A 14097-nucleotide genomic window follows, 5' to 3' on the forward strand; every position below is an offset into this window, starting at 1 on the left:
GAGCAATGGGCAGAATGCCGCTATGCCCACTCCTTGCCGCGAAGGATGGACATGCCCCTCGCTCCACGGACGCGAAGGATGGGCATGCTCCTCCGCGACCAGGGCCGCGCATGGTCTCGTCCGGTCCCGCCACTGGACGTGCCCTCTCTTAGCTACGAGCAATGGGCAGAATGCCGCTATGCCCACTCCTTGCCGCGAAGGATGGACATGCTCCTCGCTCCACGTCCGCGAAGGATGGGCATGTCCCGCGGGCCGTGAGGAAGCGGACCGGATCGCACCCCGCCCCGCATCGCGGCCAGGCAGCGGACCTTAGCGAACGGCGACGCGGATCCGGTTGCGCCACGGATCATCGAAGCGCAGCTCGGCCCCGGTGTGGTGGGACTTCACGCCGGCGGTCTTGAGCCGGTCGGCGAGGGCGCCGACGTCGTCTCCGGAGGGAACTTCAATGAGCACTTCGCCCAGGCCCAGGGTGTCGTGGCGGGGCCCGGCGCCGCGGCTGTTCCAGACGTTCATGGCCATGTGGTGGTGGTAGCCGCCGGCGGAGACGAACAGGGCCTGGCCGTGCCAGCCTGCTGTCTTCTCGAAGCCGAGCGTGCCGACGTAGAAGTCGTGGGCGGACTGCACGTCGCCGACCTGCAGGTGGACGTGCCCGACGCCGGCATCGGCCTCGCGCTGTCCGGCCACCGACGCTTCGGTGAGGTGCTGCTCGAGGTAGCGCTGCGGCGGCAGGGCGAGGCTGTCCATCACGACGTTCCTGCCGTCCCAGGACCAGGCGTCGCGGGGCCGGTCCCAGTACAGCTCGATGCCGTTGCCCTCCGGGTCGTTGAAGTAGAAGGCTTCACTGACGAGGTGGTCGGCGCTGCCGGTGAAGGACTGCGGCTCGTACTGCGCGGCGGAGGCGACGGTGGCGGCCAGCGAGGGCTGGTCCTCGAACAGCAGGGCGGTGTGGAAGAGGCCGGCCTCACCGCGGGAGGGCAGATTCAGCCCCGGGGCGGGAGCCAGGTGGACCAGGGGCTTGCGCTTGCGCCCAAGATAGAGCCCGCCATCCTGCTCGGCGACGATGTCAAGGCCGAGGGCGCGCTGGTAGTAATCGGTCATGAGCTTCATGTCGCCGACCTTGAGCATCACGGTGCCCATGGTGAGTTCGGCGGGAAGGAGATCCTGGGTGCTGGCTTCTGCGGTCATCGAAACGCTCCGGTGGTCCTGAGGCCACCGACCTTCGGTGACCCTGCATAGACCTAAATTACTTGAAGCTTCAATTTATTCCTAATGCAGGACATGCCCTCGACCGACCAGTTCCCCGCGCAGCACGATGCCCCGGGGCTCGCGCAGGGTCGCAAGGTTCCGGCGGGGGTCCTCGGCGCAGACGAGCACGTCCGCGCTGGCTCCTTCGGCGATCGAGTCGGCGCCGAGCCAGCCCCGGGCGGCCCAGGTTCCGGCGTCGAGGGCGGCTGCGGCCGGGAGGCCGGCGGCGTGCAGGGCCTCGAGTTCATCGGCGATCCGGCCGTGTTTGATGACGCTGCCCGCGTCCGTCCCGGCGTAGATGGCCACGCCGGCTTCGTACGCTTCCAGGATCCGCTCGGCACGGCGTTCCCAGAGTGAGCGTATGTGCGCGGCGTAGCGCGGGAACTTGCCTTCGGCCTGGGCGGCGATGTCCGGAAAGGTGGCAATGTTGATCAGCGTGGGCACGATCGGCACGCCCTGTTCGACGAAGCGGGGCAGGTGCCGGGGCAGCAGCCCGGTGCCGTGTTCGATGCAGTCAATCCCGGCGTCGAGCATGTCATCGAGGGTGTCTTCCGCGAAGCAGTGCGCCGTGACGCGGGCGCCCTCGTCGTGCGCCGCCCGGACGGCGTCTTTGACGGTCCCGGCCGGGAAGCTTGCGGCGAGGTCGCCGGCGTCGCGGTCGATCCAGTCCCCCACCAGCTTGACCCAGCCGTCCCCCGCGCGGGCTTGCTTGCGCACGGCCTCCACCAGGTCCCCGGGTTCAACCTCGATGGCGAAGCCCCGCAGGTACCGGCGCGTCCTCGCGATGTGCCGGCCGGAGCGGATGATGCGCGGCAGGTCGCGCCGCTGCTGGATCCACCGGGTGTCATGGACCGCGCCGGCATCGCGGACCAGCAGCGTTCCGGCGTCGCGGTCGGTCAGGGCCTGCCGCTCCGCGACCTGGTCCGGGACGTCGCCGCCGGGGCCGAGCCCAATGTGGCAGTGCGCGTCGACCAGGCCCGGGATGACCCAGCCGTCCAGGACCAGATCCGGCGCGGCCGCGGGGCGGGTGAAGGTCAGCCTGCCGTCGACGGCCCACAGTCCGCGCCGCTCCTGGTCGGCTGCCGTGAGGACGGGGCCGCTGAATTCGATGATGCTGCTCATGGCCTAAAGCTTAATCCGCATCGCAATCCGCCGGCCCAGCTCATCCAGCCCGCATTGGGCTTCGCGTTCCCGCGCGGCGGCCAGGGCACCCGAAGGCCCGGCGACCAGCTCGAAGCCGCAGCTCGCGTAAAAGGGTCCATTGAACGGAACGCCCGCAAAGGTGCACAGCGTCATGGACTCATAACCACGACGGCGGGCCTCGCCGAGGGCTGCCTGCACCAGGGCCCGTCCGATTCCGAGCCCGGCAAAGTCGGGATGCACCGAAAGTTGTTCAAGATGGGCCTGGCCGCCGACTTCGTCGACCCGGGCGAATCCGACCGGAGGGCTTCCGGCGACCAAAACAAAGAGAGGATCATCCGGGCCGGCCTGCTCCGGAGCCGGGAACGGCGGGCACCCAAGTTCCACTTCGAGCAGGCGGCCGCTGCTTCGAGGGCCGGTAGGCGCGGGAGGTCTTCAATGGTCGAGGCCCTGATGCGGGGCAAGGCCCTGCGCTGAATCACGATGCCACGCTAACACGGGGACGACCGGGCTCCCGCGACGGCTTCCCGGTGCCCTGTGGTAGCTTCGTTTACGACCACACGGGTGCCCCTGCAGGGGCTGAGATCAGGCTGGTGCAGCCTGCGACCGTTGAACCTGTCCGAATAATGCCGGCGAAGGAAGTGAGTAGTTCTTTGAGCGCAACAAATCCACAGCACAGCCCTGCCCGGAACGGAAACAACGCCGCACCAGCGGAGAATCCCGTCAGTGACGCAACTCCCGTGACGCAGTCCCTGAAGTCCCATGCCCTCGCGTATGTCGAAGACGGCGGGATCCGCGTCCCGGTGACGGAAATTGCCTTGGAACCATCCCCTGGCGGCGTCGGGAATCCTCCCTTCCGGGTGTACCGCACCGCGGGACCGGGCAGCGACCCGGTAGTAGGGCTCGCCGGCTTCCGCAGTGAATGGATCGCCGGACGCGGGGACACGGAACCCTACAGCGGCCGGGAACGCAACCTGCTCGACGACGGCAAGTCCGCGGTCCGGCGCGGTGCCGCCTCGGCGGAATGGCGGGGCGCGCCGCCGGAGCCCCGCCGCGCCATCGAAGGCCGAACGGTCACACAGATGCATTACGCACGACAGGGCATCGTGACACCGGAAATGCGCTTCGTCGCTCTGCGGGAGAACTGCGACGTCGAGCTCGTCCGCAGCGAAGTCGCCGCCGGCCGGGCCATCATCCCCAGCAACATCAACCACCCGGAGTCCGAGCCGATGATCATCGGGAAGGCGTTCCTGGTCAAGATCAACGCGAACATCGGCAACTCCGCGGTCACCAGCTCCATCGCCGAGGAGGTCGACAAGCTCCAGTGGGCCACGCAATGGGGCGCAGACACGGTAATGGACCTGTCGACCGGGGACGACATCCACACCACCCGCGAATGGATAATCCGCAACTCCCCCGTCCCGATCGGCACGGTACCGATTTACCAGGCCCTGGAGAAGGTCAACGGCGAAGCGAACGCCCTGACCTGGGAAATCTTCCGTGACACCGTGATCGAACAGTGCGAGCAGGGCGTCGACTATATGACCATCCACGCGGGAGTGCTGCTGCGGTACGTCCCGTTGACCGCCAACCGGGTCACCGGAATCGTGTCCCGCGGCGGTTCCATCATGGCCGGGTGGTGCCTGGCGCACCATCAGGAGAACTTCCTTTACACACACTTCGACGAGCTGTGCGAAATTTTCGCACGCTACGATGTCGCCTTCTCACTCGGCGACGGGCTGCGGCCGGGGTCGACGGCGGACGCCAACGACGCTGCCCAGTTCGCCGAACTGGACACGCTGGCCGAGCTCACGCAGCGGGCCTGGGAGTTCGATGTCCAGGTCATGGTGGAAGGCCCGGGACATGTGCCGTTCCACCTCGTCAGGGAGAACGTGGAGCGCCAGCAGGAACTATGCAAGGGCGCGCCCTTCTACACACTGGGGCCGCTGGTCACGGACATCGCACCGGGCTATGACCACATCACCTCGGCGATCGGCGCCACGGAGATCGCCCGGTACGGCACGGCCATGCTGTGCTACGTCACGCCAAAGGAGCACCTGGGCGTGCCCAACAAGGACGATGTGAAGACCGGCGTCATCACCTACAAGATCGCCGCCCACGCCGCCGACCTGGCCAAGAGGCATCCCGGTGCACACGAACGCGACGATGCCCTGTCCAAGGCCCGGTTCGAATTCCGTTGGCGGGACCAGTTCGCACTGTCCCTGGACCCGGTGACCGCGGAGGCCTTCCACGACGAGACTCTGCCGGCCGAACCGGCCAAGACAGCCCACTTCTGTTCCATGTGCGGGCCGAAGTTGTGCTCCATGCGGATCAGCCAGGACATCCGGGACGAATACGGTTCCGCCGATTCCCAGGCTGCGTTGGCACAGACGGCAGCCGGAATGCGCGCGAAAAGCCACGAATTCCTGGCAGCCGGCGGCAGGGTCTACCTGCCCGCGCCCTCCCTAGGCGCACCCTCCTAGCCTGGGGTCCGGTCGCCGGCCTGATGCGCGGGACCGGCACGTCAGGAGGCGTGGGCGTGCCGGCTGCGGTTGACGTCGGCGATGAAGGAGCGGATGGCCCGGTCGCCTTCCTTGGAATCCTGCGGCCGGTGCCCGCCCGGCGCGGTGCGGTGCAGGGCGCCCGTCTCCCGGAGGTAGCCGGCGATTTCCTCATAGAGCGGTTCCCAGCCGCCGGTCAGCACCAGCGTCGGCACACCGGGAACGATCTGCAGCGGGGCTTCCCAAGGCGGCGCCTGCAGGCGGAGCCGGCGCGCGGCGCGTCCGTCCTCCACTGCGGGTTCGCCCACACTGCCGCGGACCGGGGCGTGGGCGGCGAACACGCGGCGCACGAACTCGCGGTGGAAATCCTCGTCGCCAAGGTTGTGCCGGACGTCAAAGAGCGGCTGCATCAGGGCCCGGTGCGCGGCAGTCGCCGGCAGTTCGGCCGTGAGCGAGAGGCAGGCCGGTTCCACCAGGGTGAGGGACTGCACCAGGTCGGGGCGTTCGACGGCGGCCATCATCGCGGCGATCGCGCCCTGCGAATGGGCCACGACATGGCCGCCAGCCTCGCCGCGGCCATCGTCCGCCAGAGCCCGCAACACGATGCCGGCATCGGCGGCGAAGTCCGTTTCCCGCGGTTCGGCCACGGGGTCGAAGCCGTGCCGCCGCAGGAACAGGGCGTCGTAGCTGAGCGCCATGCCGTGCTGTTTCGGCCACGCCGCGGCACCAAAACTGCCGGCCCCGTGGACGAAGACTACGCGCTGCTTGAACATGCCCTAAGCCTATGGCACCGCCCCGTCAACGGGGCCGACGACATACTGGCTGCCGGCGTGCTGCCGCCGGCGTCCTGTCGCCGCCGTCCTGTCGAGGGGCCCATTCGAAGGGTCCCGTCGAAGGCAACCCGGCTTCAGCTACTTGCTGCCGCCGAGGAACTTGTCGAAGCCCTTGGGCAGGTTCAGCTGGGAGGGGTCGAACTCGCCGCCCTGCTGGCCGAAGGATGCCCCGGTGGGTACGGTCTTGGGGCCGGCGGCGCGCCGTGCCTCCGCGTCCTTGAGTTCCTGCGCAGCCTTGGCCGGATTGCCGGAGCGGGCCTTCTTCTTCGGCGTGCCCTTGGCTCCCTTGCGGGCACCGCCGCCGCCCATCCCGGGCATTCCCGGCATACCGGGCATGCCGCCGCCGGCCGCCATCTTCTTCATCATCTTCTGCGCCTGGGCAAAACGTTCCAGCAGGCCGTTGACCTCGGAGACGTGCACGCCGGAGCCGCGGGCGATGCGGGCGCGGCGGGAGCCGTTGATGATCTTGGGGGCCACCCGCTCGTGCGGGGTCATGGACCGGACGATCGCCTCGACCCGGTCGATTTCGCGCTCGTCAAACTGCTCCAGCTGCTGCCGGATGTTCTGCGCACCGGGCATCATCATGAGCATCTTCTTCATGGAGCCCATGTTGCGGATCTGCTGCATCTGGGCAAGGAAATCCTCGAGGGTGAAGTCCTCCTGGTCGGCGAACTTCTTCGCCATCCGGGCCGCTTCGTCCTTGTCCCAGGACTTTTCCGCCTGTTCGATCAGGGTCAGCACGTCGCCCATGTCGAGGATGCGCGAGGCCATCCGGTCCGGGTGGAAGAGCTCGAAGTCGTCCAGGCCTTCGCCGGTGGACGCGAACATGACCGGCTTGCCGGTGACCGACGCGACGGACAGCGCGGCACCGCCGCGGGCGTCGCCGTCGAGCTTGGAAAGCACGATGCCGGTGAAGTTGACGCCTTCATCGAAAGCCATCGCCGTGTTGACGGCGTCCTGGCCGATCATCGAGTCGATCACGAAGAGGACTTCGTTGGGGACGATGGCGCGGCGGATCTGACGGGCCTGTTCCATCATTTCGGCGTCGACGCCGAGCCGGCCGGCGGTGTCCACGATCACGACGTCGTGCAGGGTGCGCTTGGCTTCCTCGACGCCGGCACGCGCGACGGCGACCGGGTCACCGTCGGGGTGGTCCAGCTCGGTGGAGGTGGCACCCGGGTGCGGGGCGAAGACGGGAACGCCGGCGCGCTGGCCGACCACCTGCAGCTGGGTCACGGCATTGGGGCGCTGCAGGTCGCAGGCCACCAGCATGGGGCTGTGGCCCTGCGCCTTGAGGAACCTGGAGAGCTTGCCGGCGAGCGTGGTCTTACCGGCGCCCTGGAGGCCGGCGAGCATGATGATGGTGGGGCCGGTCTTGGCCAGCCGGATGCGGCGGGTCTCGCCGCCGAGGATCTCGACGAGTTCCTCGTTGACGATCTTCACGATCTGCTGGCTCGGGTTCAGCGCACCGGAGACCTCGGCGCCGAGGGCCCGCTCGCGCACGCGGCCGGTGAACTCCCGGACCACCGGCACGGCAACGTCGGCGTCCAGCAGGGCACGCCGGATTTCGCGGACCGTGGCGTCAACGTCCGCCTCGGTCAGGCGGCCCTTGCCACGGAGGTTCTTGAAGGTTGCTGTCAACCGGTCAGAGAGTGAATTGAACACGCGCCGTGCACTTCTTTCAGTGGATCTACAGCTGGCGGCCAGTGCGGCACGCCAGAGTCGTGACTGTTTCGCCGGAACGAACTGCCTCGACAACGGGACTCGACTATCTAGGGTACCAAGACGCGCCTTCAAGATGGCATGCTGGCTTAGGTGACCAGCCAACCAACTGTAAAAACCCTGCTCATCCTCGGCGCCTCGGGCGACCTGACCGGCCGGCTGCTGCTGCCGGGCCTGGCCCGGCTGGTGGCGAAGGGCCACGCGACGGGCCTCACCCTGGTGGGTGCAGGCTCGGACGACTGGGCCCCGGAACAATGGCTGGAGCGCCTTGAGACCTCCTTCGCCGACGCCAACTCGCAGGCCAACACCACCGGCAAGCGCGAGCTGAAGCGGATCCGCGAAACCACCAGCTACCACCGGCTGGACGTCACCGCCGAGGGGCAGCTGTCCGGGCTGCTGGCCACGCTGGACGGACCCGTGGCCGTCTACTTCGCGCTGCCGCCGAAGATCAGCCAGCTGGCCTGCGAGGCCCTGACCCCGGAGCAGGTCCCCGAGGGAACCCGGCTGGTGATGGAGAAACCGTTCGGCTCCAGCGAGGAATCGGCGCGGGAGCTCAACAAGACCCTGGCCGCACTGGTCCCCGAGGACCACATCCACCGGGTGGATCACTTTTTGGGCAAAGCCACGGTACTGAACATCCTGGGCCTGCGCTTCGCAAACACCTTCCTGGAGCCGGTGTGGAACCGGGACTACGTCGAGAAGGTGGAGATCATCTTCGATGAGGACCTCGCGCTCGAGGGCCGCGCCCGCTACTACGACGGCGCCGGCGCCCTCCGCGACATGATCCAGAGCCACCTGCTGCAGATCATGGCGCTGCTGGCGATCGAACCGCCCGCCTCGGTGGACGAACGGGACCTGCGCGACGCCGTCGCCACCCTCCTGCGGGCCAGCAGCATCAAGGCCCCGTATGCCAAGAACACCCGCCGGGCACGCTACACGGCGGGGTCAATCGACGGCCGGAAGGTACCGGACTACGCCAAGGAAGAGGGCGTGGACGCCTCCCGGAACACCGAAACCCTCGCCGAGGTGCAGGTGGACATCGACAACTGGCGCTGGCAGGGCGTGCCGTTCATCCTCCGCTCGGGCAAGGCACTGGGCTCCATGCGCAAGGAGGCCGTGGTCACCTTCCGGCCGGTGCCGCACCTGCCCCGGGGCTTCACCGGGGTGGACGCCCCCAACCAGCTGCGGATCGGCTTCGGCCCGGACACGCTGCAGTTCGACGTCGATGTGAACGGCCCCGGCAACGTGCTCAGCCTGGACCGGGCCACCCTGAAGGCCGAACTCAGCGCCTCCGAGCTGCTCCCTTACGGCGAAGTCCTCGAAGGGGTGCTGAATGGGGACCCGCTGCTGTCCGTGCGCGGCGACACCGCGGAAGACTGCTGGCGCATCCTCGAACCCGTGCTCAAGGCCTGGTCCCGGGACAGTGTGCCGCTGGAGGAATACGCCGCAGGGTCCGCCGGCCCGGAGGGCTGGCCGACGTAAGCGACGCGCCGCCGCCCGACCTCGGGGAGGCTGGCGACGTCGGGCGTTCCCGACGGCGGGAGGCGCCCCAACGCGCGCAGTAAAAAGCGGGCCGGACACCTTGTCAGGTATCCGGCCCGCTGTCGCAACCCCCGATCGCGGTCCGCTTGCGCGGCTGCGGCTGGAGGGCCGCGGCCCTAGATGGCTGCTGCGCCGCGCTCCCCGGTGCGGACGCGGACTGCCTCGAACACATCCATCGTCCAGACCTTCCCGTCGCCGGCCCGGCCGGTGTTCGAGCTGGCAATGATGACGTCCAGGATGTCGTCCGCCTGTTCGTCGGTGGCCAGCACCTCGACCCGGATCTTCGGCAGCAGGTCCACGTTGTACTCGGCGCCGCGGTACACCTCGGTGTAGCCGCGCTGCCGGCCGTAGCCGCTGGCCGCGCTGACCGTCAGGCCCTGCACACCGTAGGCTTCAAGGCCTTCCCTGATTGCGTCGAGCTTTTCCGGACGGACGATTGCGGTGATCAGTTTCATGCTTCCACACTTTCCTTGCCTGCGGCGGTCTTCTTGCCGTTCGACGTGACGTCCACGGACTCGGTGGCCGGCACTTCCGCGCCCTCGTCCAGCTGCTTGCCGGTGATGAGTTCGTGCAGCGGCTGGAAGCTTCCGCCGCGGCCGCTGACACCGAACTCGTAGGCCGTCTCGGCGTGCAGGCTCAGGTCCACGCCCACGACTTCCTGTTCCTGGGAGACCCGGAAGCCCATGAGCTTGTGGATCGGGAAGGCGATGATGAACGTCATGATCGCTGTGAACGCCATGGCGATCAGGGCTGCCAGGACCTGGGCGACGAGCTGCGTGGTGCCGCCGCCGTAGAACAGGCCCGCGGTGCCCTGGGCCGGGGTGGCGAGGAAACCGATCGCCACGGTGCCGACCACGCCGGAGACAAGGTGCACACCGACGACGTCGAGCGAGTCGTCGTAGCCGAACTTGAACTTCAGGCCGACGGCGAGCGCGGACGCCACACCGGCAACGACGCCGAGGGCGATCGCCCCGAGCGGTGAGACGTTGGCGCAGGCCGGGGTGATGGCGACCAGCCCAGCCACGACGCCGGAAGCGGCGCCGAGCGACGTCGGGTGTCCGTCACGGAAGCGTTCGACGGCCAGCCAGCCGAGCATCGCTGCGGCCGGAGCGGCCAGCGTGTTGATCCAGATCAAACCGGCCTGCTCAACCGTGGCGGCGGCGCCGGCGTTGAAGCCGAACCAGCCGAACCAGAGGATGGCTGCGCCCACCATGACAAACGGGACGTTGTGCGGGCGGTGGTTGGGGTCCTTGCCGAAGCCGCGGCGGTTGCCGATGATCAGCACCAGGATGAGGCCCGCGACGCCGGCGTTGATGTGGACCACGGTGCCGCCGGCGAAGTCGATGACCGGAGCGAAGGTCTGGCCGAACCAGCCGTCTGCGGAGAACAGGCCTCCGCCCCAGACCATATAGGCCAGCGGCGCGTAGACCAGCGTGGCCCAGATGGGTGTGAAGATGACCCAGGCGGAGAACTTGGCCCGGTCTGCGACGGCGCCGGAGATCAGCGCGACGGTGATGATGGCGAAGGTGGCCGCGTACCCTACCTTGAGCAGGTCGGCCGGTTCGGTGAAGTTGTGCAGCCCGAAGTGGCTGGTGGGGTTCGCGAAGATCTGGAAGAAGTTGTCTTCGTTGCTGGTGGCCATCGAAGCGCCCCAGAGGACCCACATGATGCCGACGGTTCCAATGGCGACGAAGCTCATCATCATCATGTTCAATGCCGACTTGGCACGGGTCATGCCGCCGTAGAAGAATGCCAGGCCCGGGGTCATGAACAGCACAAGGGCTGACGCGACCAGGAGCCAAACGAGACCTGCGGTGAGTTCCATGGTCTGCGTCCTCTCTTGCTCTTAGGTGCGGACTTGTCCGCCGGTCCAACGCGTTTTGCGTTCTAAGAAGAGTTTGCTGGCGCAGTGTTTCACCGGCAGAGGATTTACATTGCCGGGTTGTTACAAGAACCTCCCGGAAGTAAATGGTGCGTCTCGCGCTTGTTACGGTTATGTTTCACGCGTTCAATCACGCCCCCGCCTGCCCCTGGGCACCAGCAGCAGCACCGAAAGCAGCACCATGAGCAAAGCAACCCGTTCCGCCAGCGGATCCCGCCCGTTGGCCGGCCTCCGCCGCCCCGGCGGCCCCCGCCTGCCCCGGGACATCAAGGTGATGCTGGTCGCTGCCTTCCTGATCGCGCTGGGGTTCGGCCTGGTGGCGCCGGTCCTCCCCCAGTTCGCCACCACCTTCGACGTCGGTGCGACCGCCGCGGCGGTGATCGTCAGCATCTTCGCTTTCATGCGGCTCATCTTCGCCCCGGCGGGCGGGGCGCTGATCGTGAAGCTGGGCGAACGGCCCGTCTACGTGGCAGGGCTGCTGATCGTGGCGGCATCCACCGCGGCCTGCGCGTTCGCCCAGGACTACTGGCAGTTGCTGGTCTTCCGCGGCCTGGGCGGGGCCGGCTCCGTGATGTTCACCGTGGCCTCGATGGCCCTGGTGGTGCGGCTCGCCCCGCCGGAAAGCCGCGGCCGGGTCTCCGGGGCCTACGCCTCCGCCTTCCTGATCGGCAACGTGTGCGGGCCGATCGTGGGCGGGCTGCTGGCCAGCTTCGGGCTGCGGGTGCCGTTCCTTGCCTACGCGGCAGCGCTGGTGCTGGCCGCCGCCGTCGTGCAGACCCAGCTTAGCCACGTCCCCGCGGGGTCCCGTGAGGCGGGCGCGGCGGCGCCGGCGATGCAGTTGCGGGACGCGCTGCGCGACAGCGCCTACCGGGCCGGGCTGGCCTCCAGCTTCGCCAACGGCTGGGCTACCTTCGGCGTCCGGATGGCGACGGTGCCGCTCTTCGCCGTCGCGGCGCTCGGCGCGGGCCCGTCGTCCGCGGGCTGGGCGCTGGCGGTGTTCGCGGGGGGCAATGCCGCGGCGCTGACGTTCTCCGGGCGGCTCGCGGACAACCTGGGCCGGAAGCCGCTGATGCTGGCCGGACTGGCCGTCACCGGCTTCGCCACCGCCGCCATCGGACTCACGCACGAACTGCCCTGGTTCCTGCTGGCCTCCACCATCGCGGGCATCGGGTCCGGGCTGCTGGGGCCGGCGCAGCAGGCGGCGATCGCCGACGTCGTCGGCAATGAACGCTCCGGCGGGCGGGTGCTGGCCGTGTTCCAGATGACCTCGGACAGCGGCGCGATTGTGGGGCCGGTCATCGCCGGGCTGCTGGCCGACCGGTTGGGCTACGGCTGGGCCTTCGGCGTGACCGGCGGGGTGCTCCTCGCGGCGGCCGTGGGCTGGCTGCTGGCCCGGGAAACGTTCCAGCGCCAACCCAACCAAGTCACGTAGGCGCCGGGTCGCCCGCGGGCGGAGCGGAATTGGCTAGGCTAGGGGCAAACCAACCCCGACCGCTGGAGAAATCGCCATGCCCGATACCGACCACCCGCCGCACGGCACGGAGCCTGGCTCCAGCAGTTCCCGCCCGGCCGGAAAAATCACCCGCCTGCGCCTGATTGCGGCCATCGCAGCCGTGGCCGTCATTGCGTTGATCGCCGTCATCCTGACGGTGACGTTGAACCCGGGCTCGAACGCGAACCAGGCTGCCGGGAACGCCGAACCCACCGCCGAGGAAACGCCGACGCAGCCTGCCCCCACGGGCAAGGCCCCCGCCGTCACGTACTACAAGCAGACTCCGCCGCCAGCCGGGTCCCCGCTGGAGAAGGTGGACCCGCTGGAGCTGACCGTCAAGAACGAGCCCGTCGGAACGAGCCTAAACAAGGGCACCGTCGGAATTTCGCTGGAAGCGACCGATCTGGCGGATCCCACCCTGAGCGCGGAAAACGCCACGATGGTGAAGCTGCTCAAGGACTCCGACGACACGGTGCTCCGCTTCGGAGGCAACGCCGTCGACCGCCGGTTCTTCTGGACGTCCTCCGGGGAAGCGCTGCCCGCCGGCTACAAGGGAGATAAGGCCCACCCGGCCCGCGTGGTCACCCCCGCGGACCTGGAGCGCGTTGCGACCCTCCTGAACGCCGCGAACGCCAAGATCAGCCTCACCGTGGACCTCGGGCACTACGACCCGGCGCGGGCGGCGGACATGATCAAGAACGCCTCCCGGATCTTCGGAAAGCGGCTGCTGAGCTTCACGGTCGGAAATGAGCCGAACGGGTTCGCCTACACGAAGCTGCGTCCGGCCACCTACGGCACCGACGAGTACATCGTGGAACTCAAGGCCTACGCCAACGCCATCCACGCTGCCGCCCCCGACGTCGTCATTTCCGGGCCCGGGGTGTATGACCAGAAGTGGTGGAAGCCGTTCATCGACGCCGAGCTGCCGCAGAAGAAGGTGCTGTCGTTCCACAACTACCCGCTCTTCAGCTGCAAGGACACGAAGTCGCCGGGCTTCCCCACGATCCCCAACCTGTTGGGCGAGGGAACCCGCCAGCGCGCCGCCAACTACCAGCAGCACGCCCTTGACGCGGCGAAGTCCGCCGGGCTGGAGACCTGGCTCGCGGAGACCGGCATGTCCGCCTGCCCGGGCTCGAACCAGACCACCAAGACGCACGCGACGGCCCTGTGGGCGGCAGACTATGCCTTGAACGCCGCCCGCCTTGGCATCACCCGGCTGGGCTTCCACAGCTCGATGGCCACCTGCAAGGGCGGCCCGCCGATGTCCGTGATCTGCAGCGGCGGCGCGTACCTGAAGCCGAACGGCGAGATGGCCCCCCGCGCGAACTACTTCGGCATGGCGATGGTCGCGGACCTGGCGCCGGGCAAGTTCCTCAACCTCGACAAGAAGGGCGGCGGCATGGGCAACAGCTACGCGCTCAAGAACGCCGACGGCAGCACCACGGTAGTCATTGTCAACGAAAACGACCCCGAGAAGGCTGCCCAGACCGAGGTCTCGCTGAAGCTGCCCGGCCGTGCCCTGCGCGGAACCATGACGCAGCTCAGCGGCCCCCGCCTGAACGCGCAGGACAGCACGGTGATCGACGGGGCCAAGAACGCACCGGTCCCCGCCGCCAAGCGTCCCACCGTGCCGGGCTTCACGTACGGATCCGATACGCAGAAGTTCAAGCTGACGGCCGGTACCGTGACGGTGCTGAACTTCAGCTACTGACACGCCCCGGGGGTTAAACCCAAACCAGC

At 68.3% G+C, this 14097-nt stretch carries 11 protein-coding genes and 1 riboswitch; of the genes, 4 read left to right on the top strand and 7 right to left on the bottom strand.

Features of this window, described 5'->3' with window-relative positions:
* Positions 1-309: 309 nt before the first annotated feature.
* The 3 genes from ABIN76_RS12210 to ABIN76_RS12220 all read right to left on the bottom strand — a co-directional run bounded on the left by ABIN76_RS12210 (position 310) and on the right by ABIN76_RS12220 (position 2706).
* Complete coding sequence (locus ABIN76_RS12210) at positions 310-1185, bottom strand: VOC family protein (RefSeq protein WP_346959961.1); 876 nt, start codon at positions 1183-1185, stop codon at positions 310-312.
* 81 nt (positions 1186-1266) lie between these two features.
* Positions 1267-2367: an amidohydrolase family protein gene (locus ABIN76_RS12215; protein WP_346959962.1), complete on the bottom strand. Its 1101-nt coding sequence runs from the start codon at positions 2365-2367 to the stop codon at positions 1267-1269.
* Positions 2368-2370: 3 nt separating this feature from the next.
* Positions 2371-2706, bottom strand: a complete 336-nt coding sequence (locus ABIN76_RS12220; RefSeq protein WP_346959963.1) for a GNAT family N-acetyltransferase — start codon at positions 2704-2706, stop codon at positions 2371-2373.
* Positions 2707-2935: 229 nt separating this feature from the next.
* Positions 2936-3043: riboswitch (TPP riboswitch) on the top strand.
* On the opposite strand from ABIN76_RS12220, the gene thiC reads away from it, so the two are divergent.
* Entirely contained in the window at positions 3012-4868 is a 1857-nt protein-coding gene (thiC, locus tag ABIN76_RS12225) for a phosphomethylpyrimidine synthase ThiC (protein WP_346959964.1), read from the top strand. It overlaps the preceding riboswitch by 32 nt.
* Before the next feature lie 41 nt (positions 4869-4909).
* Here the strand turns inward: thiC and ABIN76_RS12230 are convergent, their stop codons facing one another.
* Positions 4910-5659 (bottom strand): alpha/beta hydrolase, encoded by a 750-nt coding sequence (locus tag ABIN76_RS12230; protein WP_346959965.1) that lies wholly within the window; start codon positions 5657-5659, stop codon positions 4910-4912.
* Between the two features lie 138 nt (positions 5660-5797).
* On the bottom strand, positions 5798-7384 hold the full coding sequence (ffh, locus tag ABIN76_RS12235; RefSeq protein ID WP_346959966.1) for a signal recognition particle protein: 1587 nt from the start codon (positions 7382-7384) through the stop codon (positions 5798-5800).
* Between the two features lie 150 nt (positions 7385-7534).
* On the opposite strand from ffh, the gene ABIN76_RS12240 reads away from it, so the two are divergent.
* Positions 7535-8923: a glucose-6-phosphate dehydrogenase gene (locus ABIN76_RS12240; protein ID WP_346959967.1), complete on the top strand. Its 1389-nt coding sequence runs from the start codon at positions 7535-7537 to the stop codon at positions 8921-8923.
* A gap of 176 nt (positions 8924-9099) precedes the next feature.
* On the opposite strand, the gene ABIN76_RS12245 is transcribed toward ABIN76_RS12240, so the two are convergent.
* On the bottom strand, positions 9100-9438 hold the full coding sequence (locus ABIN76_RS12245; RefSeq protein ID WP_136322366.1) for a P-II family nitrogen regulator: 339 nt from the start codon (positions 9436-9438) through the stop codon (positions 9100-9102).
* Positions 9435-10808 (bottom strand): ammonium transporter, encoded by a 1374-nt coding sequence (locus ABIN76_RS12250; protein WP_346959968.1) that lies wholly within the window; start codon positions 10806-10808, stop codon positions 9435-9437. The genes ABIN76_RS12245 and ABIN76_RS12250 overlap by 4 nt, the downstream gene beginning before the upstream one ends.
* Positions 10809-11139: 331 nt before the next feature.
* Here ABIN76_RS12250 and ABIN76_RS12255 point away from each other — a divergent pair, with 331 nt between their 5' ends.
* Positions 11140-12297: an MFS transporter gene (locus ABIN76_RS12255; RefSeq protein WP_346960023.1), complete on the top strand. Its 1158-nt coding sequence runs from the start codon at positions 11140-11142 to the stop codon at positions 12295-12297.
* 76 nt (positions 12298-12373) lie between these two features.
* Positions 12374-14068, top strand: coding sequence for a hypothetical protein (locus ABIN76_RS12260; RefSeq protein ID WP_346959969.1), 1695 nt, complete (start codon positions 12374-12376; stop codon positions 14066-14068).
* Positions 14069-14097: the final 29 nt, after the last annotated feature.

Source organism: uncultured Arthrobacter sp. (genome assembly GCF_964021775.1).
In the GTDB taxonomy this organism is placed as follows: Bacteria; Actinomycetota; Actinomycetes; order Actinomycetales; family Micrococcaceae; genus Arthrobacter.

Bases quoted from the DNA above. Each gene is read 5' to 3' on its own strand.
- ABIN76_RS12245 (WP_136322366.1), bottom strand. From the start codon at position 9,438: ATGAAACTGATCACCGCAATCGTCCGTCCGGAAAAGCTCGACGCAATC.
- ABIN76_RS12215 (WP_346959962.1), bottom strand. From the start codon at position 2,367: ATGAGCAGCATCATCGAATTCAGCGGCCCCGTCCTCACGGCAGCCGAC.
- thiC (WP_346959964.1), top strand. From the start codon at position 3,012: ATGCCGGCGAAGGAAGTGAGTAGTTCTTTGAGCGCAACAAATCCACAG.
- ABIN76_RS12255 (WP_346960023.1), top strand. From the start codon at position 11,140: ATGCTGGTCGCTGCCTTCCTGATCGCGCTGGGGTTCGGCCTGGTGGCG.
- ABIN76_RS12210 (WP_346959961.1), bottom strand. From the start codon at position 1,185: ATGACCGCAGAAGCCAGCACCCAGGATCTCCTTCCCGCCGAACTCACC.
- ABIN76_RS12230 (WP_346959965.1), bottom strand. From the start codon at position 5,659: ATGTTCAAGCAGCGCGTAGTCTTCGTCCACGGGGCCGGCAGTTTTGGT.
- ABIN76_RS12250 (WP_346959968.1), bottom strand. From the start codon at position 10,808: ATGGAACTCACCGCAGGTCTCGTTTGGCTCCTGGTCGCGTCAGCCCTT.
- ABIN76_RS12260 (WP_346959969.1), top strand. From the start codon at position 12,374: ATGCCCGATACCGACCACCCGCCGCACGGCACGGAGCCTGGCTCCAGC.